The 14144-nt window shown below is 29.5% G+C and carries 15 protein-coding genes; all 15 read right to left on the minus strand.

The annotated features are described in order from the left end of the window. Positions 1–221: helix-turn-helix domain-containing protein (locus BUA82_RS16085; protein WP_242948903.1), on the minus strand; the 221-nt coding region annotated here is incomplete at its 3' end. A gap of 280 nt (positions 222–501) precedes the next feature. Next, a complete protein-coding gene (locus tag BUA82_RS16090; RefSeq protein ID WP_073010631.1) occupies positions 502–1185 on the minus strand; it encodes a sugar phosphate nucleotidyltransferase in 684 nt (227 codons plus the stop codon). Between the two features lie 13 nt (positions 1186–1198). After that, positions 1199–2212, minus strand: a complete 1014-nt coding sequence (locus BUA82_RS16095) for a hypothetical protein (protein WP_073010634.1) — start codon at positions 2210–2212, stop codon at positions 1199–1201. Positions 2213–2235: 23 nt separating this feature from the next. Further along, the gene (locus BUA82_RS16100) at positions 2236–4092 is read right to left on the minus strand and encodes a phosphotransferase (protein ID WP_073010637.1); all 1857 of its coding nucleotides are present in this window, start codon (positions 4090–4092) and stop codon (positions 2236–2238) included. A 129-nt stretch (positions 4093–4221) separates the two neighbouring features. Then, complete coding sequence (locus BUA82_RS16105) at positions 4222–4530, minus strand: hypothetical protein (RefSeq protein ID WP_073010640.1); 309 nt, start codon at positions 4528–4530, stop codon at positions 4222–4224. Positions 4531–4568: 38 nt separating this feature from the next. Further along, on the minus strand, positions 4569–5309 hold the full coding sequence (locus BUA82_RS16110) for a CpsD/CapB family tyrosine-protein kinase (RefSeq protein ID WP_083599993.1): 741 nt from the start codon (positions 5307–5309) through the stop codon (positions 4569–4571). After that, positions 5290–5955 carry a YveK family protein gene (locus BUA82_RS16115; protein WP_073010643.1) on the minus strand — a complete coding sequence of 222 codons (666 nt, stop codon included), beginning with the start codon at positions 5953–5955 and terminating at the stop codon, positions 5290–5292. The genes BUA82_RS16110 and BUA82_RS16115 overlap by 20 nt, the downstream gene beginning before the upstream one ends. Before the next feature lie 280 nt (positions 5956–6235). Next, the gene (locus BUA82_RS20785) at positions 6236–6391 is read right to left on the minus strand and encodes a hypothetical protein (RefSeq protein WP_178140756.1); all 156 of its coding nucleotides are present in this window, start codon (positions 6389–6391) and stop codon (positions 6236–6238) included. 86 nt (positions 6392–6477) lie between these two features. After that, positions 6478–7017 carry a transposase gene (locus BUA82_RS16125; RefSeq protein WP_341430568.1) on the minus strand — a complete coding sequence of 180 codons (540 nt, stop codon included), beginning with the start codon at positions 7015–7017 and terminating at the stop codon, positions 6478–6480. 7 nt (positions 7018–7024) lie between these two features. After that, positions 7025–7447, minus strand: coding sequence for a transposase (locus BUA82_RS16130; protein WP_073010652.1), 423 nt, complete (start codon positions 7445–7447; stop codon positions 7025–7027). Between the two features lie 152 nt (positions 7448–7599). Next, the gene (locus BUA82_RS16135) at positions 7600–9018 is read right to left on the minus strand and encodes an oligosaccharide flippase family protein (protein WP_073011050.1); all 1419 of its coding nucleotides are present in this window, start codon (positions 9016–9018) and stop codon (positions 7600–7602) included. A 58-nt stretch (positions 9019–9076) separates the two neighbouring features. Beyond that, on the minus strand, positions 9077–10396 hold the full coding sequence (locus tag BUA82_RS16140) for a nucleotide sugar dehydrogenase (protein ID WP_073010656.1): 1320 nt from the start codon (positions 10394–10396) through the stop codon (positions 9077–9079). A gap of 74 nt (positions 10397–10470) precedes the next feature. Then, positions 10471–11355: a glycosyltransferase family 2 protein gene (locus tag BUA82_RS16145; RefSeq protein ID WP_073010659.1), complete on the minus strand. Its 885-nt coding sequence runs from the start codon at positions 11353–11355 to the stop codon at positions 10471–10473. A 14-nt stretch (positions 11356–11369) separates the two neighbouring features. After that, positions 11370–12650 carry a glycosyltransferase family protein gene (locus BUA82_RS16150; RefSeq protein ID WP_073010662.1) on the minus strand — a complete coding sequence of 427 codons (1281 nt, stop codon included), beginning with the start codon at positions 12648–12650 and terminating at the stop codon, positions 11370–11372. Next, the gene (gene wzy / locus BUA82_RS16155) at positions 12625–14142 is read right to left on the minus strand and encodes an O-antigen polysaccharide polymerase Wzy (protein WP_073010665.1); all 1518 of its coding nucleotides are present in this window, start codon (positions 14140–14142) and stop codon (positions 12625–12627) included. Before wzy ends, BUA82_RS16150 begins: the two co-directional genes overlap by 26 nt. Positions 14143–14144: the final 2 nt, after the last annotated feature.

Genomic DNA, 14144 nt, shown 5'->3' on the forward strand with positions numbered 1-14144 from the left:
TCATAATCTCTTTCCAAATACCAAACTCTTATTTTATCTTTATAAGCATCAATCTTTGTATAAGTTACTTTTCTTGAATACCTCGGTTCCTCCTCCTGCTTAATCAATTTCTTAACTGTATTTCTGGCTATTCCCAGTTCCCTGGCTATTTGTTTTATCGGAACCCCCTTATTATGCATGTTCTTTACTGTATACCAATCTCTCAAATCCTTCACCTTCACTTTATGCCTCCCTTGTATGATGTGTTTTGTTACCATACAAGGTTATAATTTTAAAGTGAGGGGGTCAATTTTCGTTGTAAAAAGGGGGTCAATTTTCATTGTAAATCAACAGCAGTTAACATATTATTCATGTCTACATTTATTATATACGTTTTTAAATCTCAGAGAGTAATTTCTTTATCTTAAGATTACCTTAAAAATTATCTTAAAAAATAAAAGCCTACATTTTGTAAGCTTTTAACTTTTTAAAAATAGTCTTTTTTACATCTAATTATTCATATTAACTTTCCACTTTACTTTTAATATATTCTAATTCATCTAAATTATCTATCTCATAAATACTATCTTCATTAATTTTTTTTATATAAACCTCTAACTTATAGATATTTTTTCTAACTATATCATCCCAATATAAATTTTGAAAGTCTCCACTATCCATTACTTTTTCAAGTTCATCTACTATTATAGTTGCATCCTTTTCATTCCAATAGGATACACCGCTTAGTATATAACCTTCTCCACTACATACCTCTATATCCTTAACTCTTAAAGAATCATTAAAATTTAGTTTCCATTCATCTTTAAAAGCTTTCTTATATGCTGTGAAATAGGTTGATTTACATATATCTCTAACAAAAAAGTTTTGGTTTATATATACATCCGCATCTATTACATAAGAATTTTCTAAAAAATCTTTTACTAAATACATGCTATATATATTATTATAAACATCATATTTATCATTATAAACAAGCCTTACTCCATACTTTTCTTTCAGGTATTGAAACTTTTCTGATAGATACCCAGTTAAAACTATTATCTCTTCAACTCCAACTTCTTTTAGATACTCTATCTGCCTCTCTAGTAATGGTTTTTTATTAACTATTATTAGGGATTTTGGAGTATTTAAAGTTATGGGCCGCAATCGTGTCCCCATTCCTGCTGCTAGTAATATTGCTCTCATACTTTTCCTCCTTCTATAAATCGCTAACTTCCTGACAACCTCTAGATTTTATATTATCTCCAATAATAACCAAACTTGTACCAGTAAATACTATAAGACAGCCTAATAAAACATTAAAAGAAATCTGTTGTGAAAAAGGTGGCAGCAGTAGTATTAAAGGTATCCATAGTACATAAGAAATATTTAAAATCATGGCTGGTGCTACACTTATATATTTCATAGAAACATACCACAAAATATATGATCCACCGCCTACAAAGGAACCTATGGCAAAAACAGGCCAGGTGAATGATTTATTTATAGCTGCAAACATTTGTGAAAATTGAATTCCACTGTAAAATTCCATTATATATGAATATTCTCCGCTAAAAATTAAAAATATTATCAAGCAGCTTCCTAAGATAAAAATTGAATAAAGGTGCCTTATTGTAATGGTTACAATGGGGTTTACATCATCCTTTATCAACTTATAACCAAATATAGCCTCTAACCCCCAGCCAAAGGCAGGTATCAATGCTATTATATAAACAACTAAACTAACGGTTTCTAATTGATAGGTAGCAATAACTCCTATAATTGAAATTATGCCGCCAATTATCTTTAATTTTGATAATCTCTCTTTAAATACTAAAAACGATGCTGCTGCGCCAACTACAGGATATAAAGCTGAAAAAGCTCCTGCCACAGGTGCTGATATGGCACTGACAATAGCGTAGGGTATTAAACCTAGGGGTCCTGCTAATATGGCTGCTGGAATTATTCCAAATCCTTTTTTTGAGAAAAACACATTTTTAAATTCAGTTATTAAATTATTCTTTTTCAGTACAAACATTTCAAATACCACATTAAAAAACAAATCCGCTAAGGAAATTAATACTGTTGTAATTAAAATTAGCATTATTCCTTTTGTACTTAGTAAATCTCCTTTTGCATTAGCATATAAATTTAATACCGTATACAATACTATTGTATATATCGCCCAGGTTAAACCTGATAATAGCCCAAAGACATTCCCTTTTTTACCCAAAATCTTACCCTCTCTCCTATTTGCTATTGGCTAATTAACATACTTTTTAATAACTCTAAATTTCTTATACATCTTTCATATCTATTAATACCGTAAGTACCAAAATCCTCTCCTTGTGCTTCCTTTATTACTGTCCATATGCTCCATAAAAAGTCTTGACAAATCTTGTGAATAATTACTCTTACTTTTTCGTTCTTATTTGATTCTCTTCCTAAATATATCTTTTGTAGAAGTTCTTCTTGTTCCTCTGACAAGTTATTTTCAAGGACATAGGCCGATAAATCCCACATATTATCATTTAAGCCGCTATACTCCCAATCTATAAGATATATTTTACCATTTAGATCTTTTATAAAGTTCTCTGCTACAGTATCATTGTGTGACGGAACCATATTTAATCCAAAATCATTAAGCTTTTCCTTTAACTGCATTACCTCTTTTTTAACCTTAGGATAATTATCATATAACTTTCCCTTTGCTTTATTGGCTAACTGCTCATATTTTTCAATTTTTGAAAATACGTCAAATTCATTTTCCATACCCATATCGCTATCATGTAGCTTTTTAAGAATATGAGCTACTTTATCTATATTCTTCTTTCTTTTAGCTGTTTCTGGATTTAGTGTTTCCGCACCTTCTACCATTCTTGATATTTTAACCCCTGTATTTTCATTAAAATAAACTATATCCGCATCTACTCCATAGGTTGCAGCTAATTTAGAGTTAATCATCTCTTTGTGTCTATCTATCATCTCTTCAGTACCAGTTCCAGCAATTCTTAATATATATTCCTTATGATCAACTAATACCCTATAGTTTTTATTAGTCATTCCACCAATCTGAATCACTTCTTTTATGCTATCTTCTGATACCTTTAATCCGTTTATTATTTCTCTTTTTATTTTATCTCTCTTATAATGGATTTCTTTTCTTTTGATTATTGGATATATATATTTTATAACCCTCTCATACTGTTCATTATCATCTATTTCTCCCCAGATGAGATCATTTATCTTTAGATATCCCACATTATAATTTCTTGCTACATCTAACATAGCGTACTCATAATTCATGTATGGATTTTCATTATTAGAAAATTCCTTTAACATAAGTTGAAATAACTTATAAGAGATTTTACTTACTCCTATCATTTCACCGTCAATTCTATTAAATTGGTGGATGTCTTTAGACATCTTATATAAATATCCATCTCTTATCTCAACAAAGGCTTCATCTCCAGAACCGCTTTCTGTGGCTAGAACTATGGAGTCTCTATTTTCATTGTTTATAAGTTTTTCTATAACTCTGTCTTCAAAAATCAGATCACTTTCAATTAAGATAAAATCATCTGTTATATATTTTTTAGCTAAAGCTAAGGAATACATAGTGCCCGTCCACTTATAATCTTCATTGGTTACACAATAAATGTCATCATGATCTTTAGCAAATTTTTTATAATACTCCTCTTGGTGTCCTGTTACAATAACTATCTTTTCTATATCATTACTTTTTAGTTGGTTTACTATTCTTTCTAGTATTATAAATTCTTCTACCTTTAAAAATCCTGGCGGTTCATTAAAATGCTTATTGTAACCTGCAGCTAGTATCACTGCTTCCTTTACGGTTTTATTTTCATCTTTATGTAAGTTTAATCTTTTTTCCTTTTGTTCTTTTAATAATTGTTCAAGTTCATATAAACCGTCTTCTGTTAATTCATATCTCGTATTATTTTTTTCTGAATATATAGAAATATATCCCTTTTCTTTTAATTCTTTTATAAGAGAATTAGCTTTTCCTAAGGATATATTTAAACTTTCTGATATTTTTCTTTGGCTTAAATCTTTATTATCATTAATGAGCTTTAATAAATCTAAAATCAAAATATCACCTTCTTAAAAAAATAGTAGCGTTCAATCACTGAACACTACTATAAAGGTACTATATTGGGTTGTGCTTGTCAATATATATAATTTGTAAAGGTTATTTTATCTTTGGATTACACATGAAGCTTATTCATGTAAATTATCTAAGGTAATTCCTAATTCTTCTAAAGTCTTTCCTGAAATTCCAGTGTTATTATGTTTTATATATTCCTCATGGGATACAGGAAATAATGTAGTGGTTTTTATTAGCTTTCCCATTTCTTTTTTATAGGCATAAAACGCTCTATCATCGCCTACAGAGACTTTTTTAAAATCTTTATTCTTTTCAATTAAGTATTTCTTACCTTGGTAATCCTTGGCTTTATAATAGGATTCTTTTTCACCACTAATAACACACCTTATAAGAATAACTTCTCCGTTCTCAACTTTACCCAATTTATAATCAACCTCTTTGTATGGGTTTACCCCTATAATTATTCTTGTCCAAAATAATATGAGTCATACTTTATATCTTCTGAAGGAACCTTATTAAAAACAACTCCTAATATTGGAGCATTCACCTTTTTAAGAAGGCTTTTGCATTTAATAGCTGTATCTACTTTAGTTTCCCCATAGGACACAACTAATATAATTCCATCCACATAAGTGGATAAAACTTCAGCATCTGTAACTACGCCAACAGGTGGGGTATTTATTAGTATAATATCAAATTTATCCTTTAAAGAATTGATTAAACTTCTGGCTTCATTTGAATTTAATAGTATAAAAGGATCTTGATGAACAGGTCCGCTGGTAATAACCTTTAGATTGTCCATTCCATTCACTGTATTATAGACTTCATTTAATTCTAAATTATCTAATAATACATTGGTAAAACCAATATTATTATCCAATCCAAAAACTTTATGTAACTTTGGCTTTCTTAAATCACAATCTAAAATAAGAACTTTGCTGCCAGATAGAGACATAGCATTAGCAAGCTGCTTAATAACGGTAGCTTTACCTTCTAGTGGCTCACTAGAGGTTATAGCAATGGTTTTTAGCTGCTTATCAACATCAGACAATTGTACATTGGTTCTGAGTGTTTTAAAGGATTCTAGAAAAGAAATCCTTGGATCAATTTGAATCTTATTATTTGGTAATATCAATGACTTAAAATTAGATAAACTATCTTTAGATTGTTTCATTAGTTTATTAAAGTTTATTTTCTTCATTGATTATTACCCCCTTTTGTGTAAGATACTCATAAAAGGGTATAACCCCTAGAACTGGCAACTCTAAAACCTGTTCCAATTGTGCTTGAGTCTTGAAGGAATTATCTAAATATTCTAATAAAAATATAAACATAATGCTAAACATTAACCCAAGAATAGCAAATATAATTGTTTTTGATATTACATTTTTTACAAAAACCGAATTAGGCATTACAGCTGGGCTTAATATGGAAACATTTTGTTTTGCTTTCATTACATCACTTATTTTTTCCACAAAGGTTTCACTAACTTGATTAGCTATTTTCATAGCTTTTTCTCTATCTTTATTTTTTACTACAATCTCCATAGTCTGTGTGCCTTGCTTTGACGTAACTGTCAATGAATCTTTAATTTCTGCAACACTTATACTAAAAGGTAAGCTTTTTACAACCTCATTAAGTATTGCATCACTTTTAATAGCAGTAGAATAGGTATTTTGATTCTGAGCAGATTGCATCATTATTGTAGCTGTAGCACTATAAGTTGGCTTTTTTATAAGCAGGCTAAAAGCTAAACCCATAACAGCAAAAATAATAACTGTATTTCTAATCAAAGCTTTTCTTTTAACTAGAATTTTAATTATTTCTTTAAGAGTTATATCTTCCATAAAATTTCTCCTTATATTTTTACATGTTCTTTTAAGCTATATAAATATGCCAATTTTAAATGTATGTATGGCTTCAGCTGACCAAAAAAATTAATATTTTCAATGTTTAGCTACGCCAATAACAATTATATTGCTTTGTGTCCTTTAAAGCAAGTAAGATGTCTACGATCTAGTAATTCATATTTATCCATATCTTGTTCTATTAATTCTTGAATTAATCTTCCCTTTTTTGTTGTATACATACGTATTGCTGATTCAGAACCAGAATAACCCTTATTTCTTACTCTTCTACTTCTTTAAACGTTTGCCCTCTAATTATTAACTCATCTACTATGCTGTGAAAAGGTTCTAACGCACAGTTTCTAGACACACCATATGATCCATGGATTGCAGCTATATTAGGGGTTAAATATCTTCTTACTTTTTGTCTTGACAATCCTGTTACTCTGGTAATATGTCTAATTCCGTAGCCTTGCTCTTTTAAGTTGCGCACTATATTTATATTTTTTTCTTTTTTACTAACTACTTCTTCATGATTCTTTTGTGGAGCATCTTTTGATAGTTTGTCTGTATCCAGATTAAGATATTTTTTACAGTCCGTATGTCCATCTTTAATTGAAGGCTTATTTCTCTTTCAGTTAATCCTAGTGAATTTAAATGCTGAGCTTCCTTTATTCTAGTACTTTTTCTATTGCCTATATTATTATTGCTAGTCTTTTCACCATTGTTACATAATGCTTGCTTAATCTTTATTTTAAACTTCATTTTCTTAGTAATATAGTTTTTACAATAATCCGTTAAATTCTTTAACAAATGACACTGAATTGCATTAGAATGAGCTTTTCTTATAGCTGCAGCATATGTCAAAGAGCGATCCCTAGAAACTATTTTTAAATTAAGATAGGTCTTCAGCCATTTTACAACATCATCTAAGTCTCTAGAATCAAGAAGATTAATTATCTTTTTTGTTTCTGTATCAATCATAACTGTTCCGTATATATGACGCTTTTTCATAGCAAAATCATCTATACAGACTTTAGTAACAGCTACTTTATCAATTATTTCATTTTCATTTTTTTAAAAGATTACAAATTGTACTTTTACCTACATTTGCAATCCTATTTTTAATAATTTGTTCTGCAGCCGGTGAACTTACATTCATGGATATGTTAATTATTTCGTTAACTAGTCTAGTACTTTTCTTTGCATTTGGAGATAGAAACTCAAATGTTTCTGCAAATGTGTTTTTGGAACAGTCTGAGTTATTGAAAAATATCTTTCTATTATTTATATTAATAACTTTACTACCTTGTATTGGCAGATCTTGAGAACTTTTTTTATAATAAGAGTGAACTTTATTTGTACTTTCACCGAAATATGTACATTTAACAATTTGTGGATTAGAAATTACTTCAATGTATATTGTGTTATCAATTATTTCATGACGAATGTATTCTAAATTATTATCAAGTAGCTTAATAAATTCATCCATAGTTATTAATATTCCTTTTAATTATTAGTTTTAGAGTTTAATTGTGACATATAAAAATCTCCTTTTCAACTAACTTTGGAAAGAACCCAATTTGCTTGACAATCTACAACACCTAATCGGTAATTCGAAGGACACATTAGAATTGCCCTTACTTAGCTCTCCATATACATTTTCATTTTATTAAATGAATCTTTTAATCCTTTTCTTTTCAAAAAGACATAAGAAATTACAGCGAATAAATATAAAGCAAATCCTGCAATCGAATTAATATTCCAACCAATCAATACAAATAATACCGTTAAGGTTGTTTCGTATATTATATCTTTTATTACGTTGATTTTCAAAACTTCAGCAAGGTACTTCTCCGCTAATATACTTCTAATTGATATTGCAATTAAAATCGATAACACCGCTGCATTTAAGTTTCTAAAGATTACTGTTGTAAATATTGTTGAAATACCACTTAACAGTAAAACAATCATATTTACTCTCATGATGAATCTTTCTTTTCTAAGCGTTTTAAGGTAGGTATTAATTAATAATCCCATTTTCCCTTCATATAGACTTATAGGAAATAGCAAAGCCATAAATGCCAAACTATCAGCATAATTAGGTAACCATCTTGTGAGAAGAGCATTCATAGGGAAGTACAACACTAGAATACCAAAAAGTATAACCATCAATATATCTCTAACAACTAGATAAAGTTGAGGCAAAGCTTCGACACTTAATTTTCTTAAAACAGGAAATATTACAATTCCAGTAGCATTTATAAATAGCATTAATAAGTTTGAAACACTAAGTGTTAAGGAAATTTTCCCGAATGTTGATACATCCCAAGAATATTCAATTCCAAATCTTACAACTCCGATAATCAACATACTTGCAATATTAGCAAACATTAATTTTATACCTACTCTAATATTTTCAATTGTTTCAGTAAAGCTAAGGTTTAATGTATTTAGTTTATTAATAACAATATCCTTACATGCATATATTGCATATATTAGCGATAAAGTTTTTCCCATTAGATCTGCTACTATCATTACTCTGTATTCTCTTACCCCAATAAATAAAAACATTAAAATCAATATTATATATGAAACTCTGCTTATAATATTAATCTGAGCGTAGTTCTTTATTCTGTTAGTAGCTTGAAGAGTAAGTAACAGAACAGATAAAACATTGACAATTAGCGCGTTTAGCGCAACCATAATAAAGATGAACACTCTATCATTGTTATTAACAAATAATATAGCTACTATAACTATAATTACAGCAATAAAAAATTGAAATATCATCATCATATAGAACTGAGATGAGAAAGTTTTCTTATCTAGATCACTATATTCTTCTCCTCCATATCTGAGGTATATTCCATCACTCCATCCGAAATGCAAAAACCCTACGTATGATGAATAAAATAAATATAGTTGCCAATATCCGTATTCCTCTACACCAACAAGTTTAGGAACTACTATTACTACAAGGGTTGAAATAATTAGCGATATTAAATTAGAAGAAATTGTATAAAAAAAATTTTTAATAAATTGAATTGCTTTATTTTCCAAATTCACAACCTCACACCTTTAATGAGTAATTGCCTTTTTAATGTTCCTATAATCAGAGTTATAATCTCCAATAACTGTAACCCTTTTTTTCAATTTCATTTCGATTCAAAATGCTCTTAACATCGATAAGAACTTTCTCGCCATTCTCAAACTCTCCATATAAAGAATCGATTTCATCCCAACTCATCTGTTTGAAAGAATCATGAGCTACTGCTAACACAAGGCAATCAGCATCATTTACTTCTCTGATATCTTTTAAATCAATACCATATTCATGTTTAGCCTCAATGACATCAGCTACTGGATCTATTACTAATGGCTCTATACCATATTCTCTAAGGCTTTCAATAATATCTACCACTTTAGAATTCCTTGTATCCGGCGTATTTTCTTTAAATGTAATTCCTAGTATTACAACTTTAGACTGTCTTACTACCTTATTTGCCAAAATAAGTTTCTTGATAATTGCATCGGCAACGAATTTACCCATACCATCATTAATTTTACGTCCTGATAAAATAATCTGGCTATGGTATCCCAACTTCTCGGCTTCATAAACAAAATAATAAGGATCTACTCCTATACAATGTCCCCCAACAAGTCCTGGGGTAAATTTGAGCGCATTCCACTTTGTGTTCATGGCCTCAAGGACTTCCTTTGTATCGATACCCATACGATCGAACACCATTGCAAGCTCATTCATAAAGGCGATATTTATATCGCGTTGGCTATTCTCAACTACCTTAGCAGCTTCAGCTACCTTAATAGATGCAGCTCTATGAACACCAGCTTCTATAACTAACTCATATACTTTAGCAATTTCATCAAGACTTTCTAGATCCATCCCAGATACAATCTTAATGATATTCTCAAGTCTGTGTACTTTATCTCCTGGATTAATTCTTTCTGGCGAGTATCCAATTTTGAAATCTACACCGCACTTTAACCCAGACTCTTTCTCTAATAACGGAACACAAATATCTTCAGTTACTCCTGGATACACTGTTGACTCATAAACAACAATAGAACCTTTAGTCAAATTACGACCAACTATTCTGCTTGCACCTTCTACTGGTGAAAGATCTGGTGTCTTATCTGAATTAATTGGTGTTGGTACAGCTATAATATGAAATTTAGCTTCTCTTAATTTGGTTTCATCTGATGTGAAAACTACAGTAGTTTTCTTAATCTCGTCATCTCCTACTTCATTTGTTGGGTCAATTCCAGATTTATATAGGTCGATTTTCTTTGTATTAAGATCAAAACCTATTACATCAACTTTTTTAGCAAAAGCCACCGCTATTGGCATTCCAACATAACCCAATCCAATGACAGCAACTTTTTCCTGTCTGTTTAGTAACGCATTATATAAACTCATTTTTTTACCTCTCTTTAGTTTTATAAGTGTACATTTCAAAATTAATTCTATTCTACTTCTTAATTAATTCTATTCTACTTCTTAATTTTATAAAATTTCAAGGCCAAATATTGTGTTGAGTATAATAATCTTGCTAGAATTTCTACACTAGTATCATTTTCCCAATTTCGATAGATTAAGTCAATTATCTTGTAGTTAAAGTCTGCAATAGCAAATATGGCTTTTATGATAGCTGGGATTTTCTTCCCATTATAATATTTATCACTTTGCTTTAAATAATTGTACATGTTCGACTTAACATATAGGTGATTCCTAGCTTTTAAAGTAGCATTCGTCCCACGCATTCTTACAAGTGATAAAGGTTCAGAAATAACTCCAACAGAATAATTTGCTGCAAGTTGACTCCACATGAAACCATCTTGCCCAAATCTCATAGTCTCTGAAAACCGCTTTGTTGGATTCTCAAGTGCTACCCTTTTTACCATCACAGTTGGAGTTGCTATTGGGTTATAGGCAAGACATTTGGGAAAAATCATTCCAGAATAGCAACTGTTATCGACCAATTCCTCATTTTTATTTTCATAAAATTTGATGTATGAACTGTGACACCATTGAAGGTTATTATCTTTCATATATTGGATTTGCTTGGATAGTTTATTTTTTACAAACAAATCATCAGAATCTAAAAAAGCTATATACTCACCCACTGCTAAATCTATACCATTGTTTCTAGCTTTTCCCGGTCCTTGATTTGGCTGTTCTATTATTCTAATTGCATTATTACTGTTAACGAATCTACTTTTATCTATAATTTCATTAGAACCATCATTTACAATTATAACTTCATATGATAAGTGCGGTGATTCATTTATACTATTAATCGCATCATATAGCCAATTTACATTATTGTAAAAAGGTACTATAACACTAACATCCATTTCTTCACCTTCTTCCTTCACAAATAGAAAACACCTTATTCATCTATTTTTCCTCGTCCATTTAAAATGATATTTGAAATATAATTCGGATTAGCTTTGTAAAAGATTTTTTGTACTTCTTCAAATGTTTTCTTATGAGTTTTTTTAGAAATACAAAATTCTATCAAGCTTGAAATCTCTGAATCCATAATTTCTTTATTTTGATCTATACAATATCCAATTTCATAATCTTTAAGCATTGAAATAACTCTATCGTCATCTGAGTGATAAAAATGAATTATCGGCTTACCAGATGACATATACTCGAATATTTTGCTTGGTATCAATGTGGTATCGGTATTGCCAATGGAAAGTAAAATATCACTCTGTTTAATCTTTGATAATGCAAGATTGCTCTCTACCTGACCATGATTAATGATGTTATCAGGATACTCCTTGTTGTAGTAATTAACTTCATCTATACCATTGCCTAATACATAGAAATGAAATCTAAATTTATTGTTTTTTTTGATTATTTTCGAAATAATTTTTAGAGTAGTTGATACTGGTCTAACTGCCTTATCAAGAACACCTGTATAAGTAATCTCAATATAATCATCATTGGCCACTTCATTAGTAATAGCTATTCCAGAAAAATGATCGATAATTAAAGGATGTTCTACATGGATTAGCTTTTCATCATATTGAGAAAAATGTTCTTTCATTTTTTGTAACCAAGAATCAACATAAAGTACTTTAGTTGAACTCTTAATCATTTGTTCTTCAAGCAAAAGGTTGTATTTATACTTGGCTTTTTTGTTCAATTGATTTCTGTGAAGCGTTGGACTGTCAGCAAATTTATCAAATAAAAAAGGAATTATCTGAACCTTTCTATTAATCTTATCCTTATATTCTTGTGCGGCCACTACTGCCTCAAATGGGTAGCATGTAGGGATAATAAGATCAACATTATCAACACTTAATAATGCATCAAAGTACTCTTTAACTAAAGGTTTCTCTATAGTATGTTTTGAAATAATAATTCTTAAGTATCCTGCTATTCTTAACAAATAGAGTCTAGTTTTATTAATCAGAGTAGCAATTTTATTATTCGTGTTTTGTGCTAGGATTCTATCTCTACTCATCATAGAGCTTGTTCTTATCCTTACAATTTTCTGCCCTTCAAAATAAACTTCATTACTTAAGTTGATAGTGGTCATATTTGAAATAACTATAATCTCATTTTCATTCTTTAATTCATTTACAAGGTTATATACACATTTTCCAATTGCTGAAAAAAAAGGATAGTAACTACTTGTTAAGAACACTATTTTCATGATCAGTCCCCACTTTATTTTCATGTATCATCACATTTCGCTTTGAAATTAATTTATTCACTAATTTAATAAGAGCAATGGGGAAAACAGCGAAATACAGTATTTCTTTTCCAACTGTCATCATTTCACTTCGAATCACCCAAATTACAACTGTAAATAAATAAATTGAAAAGAAAAAGTTCAGTTTGTTTATTTTTTTTGTTTTCAGACTCAAAATATTATTTAACTTGTGTAAAAAAACACCTATAAGTGGAAAGGTAACATAACCAAAATATCCAAAGTTATAATATATTTCAGCCACAAATGATCCTCCTACTCCTCCTAAGGTCCCTTGTCTTATAAATGGACTTACTATTCCTTCAAGAGTTCCATCAATTAGACCCGGATTAATATCCCAAAATACATTAGGAATCATTAACAGGAAAAAATTCAAGATACTCTTCCCATTGTAGAATGGTATAGCACTTGGAACTTTATCAATTATGGTCGCAGGAACTAAGAGCGTAATTCCAAATTCCCCAAACATATCTCTGATAAACTCTAGAAGATCTAAATTCAATATCAAATTAGATATTATTTCTATGATATTACCCGTGTTCAAGTATGCTCTTACTTGAGAGATTATTGCTAAGATAAAAATCATAATAAACCCAAAAATTAATATTTTAACTAACTTTTTTCCAGTTATTGGGCTAATTAAATTATGCCATATTAGAATATACCCAAGTAAATAAATACTATTTTCACCTCGTCTACCGAGAATGAATACAATTATTATATAAATAAAAAATATCCCTGAGTAAATATACCATTTTTTTTTCTTGTGGGAATTTGCAATCAATAGAATAAATAAACTTGGAATAAAAAAACCGGCTGTAATTCCTATCAATCCACCATTAACAGCTATAGTGTTCGATGCAATAAATAACCCTATATATCCATGCTCTAATACAGCCTTTAAACTATTGGAAATCAAAATCAATGTAGGTATAGTTGAAATAATTAAAAGAAAAAATCCTACTATATTCATAGCCATTGTATAGTCATAATTTTCCTTAAAAAACTTTTTAGATATAGCGATTTTCTTTTTAAATAATATTGCCCCTATATGAATCAACAAGTATGCAACCAAAACATAAAGTAGTGTTTTGTTTAAAAGTGCATATGGATACATTTCTATAGAATGAACTTTCAATCTTGTATTTTCATTAGTTAACAATAATGCTATAGGTTGACCTAAGTAAAAAAGCACTGAAAAGGCCATGAAAAAAGAATATAAGTTTATAAAGTTCTTCTCAAAACGATGCCATGTTAATATAATCCAAACAAAAATAACTATCCCACTAATTGTAAAAAGATGAAATGACGATTCTTGATCATGAGTATTTAAATGGATCATAAATAAAATTGCTATTAAAACACATGACATCATCACGATCAAGATTTTTTCAAGTAAAAATTCGTTTCTATGAACTACTCCATTATTCTTCATAT

Source organism: Clostridium amylolyticum, assembly GCF_900142075.1.
In the GTDB taxonomy this organism is placed as follows: Bacteria; Bacillota; Clostridia; order Clostridiales; family Clostridiaceae; genus Clostridium_AA; species Clostridium_AA amylolyticum.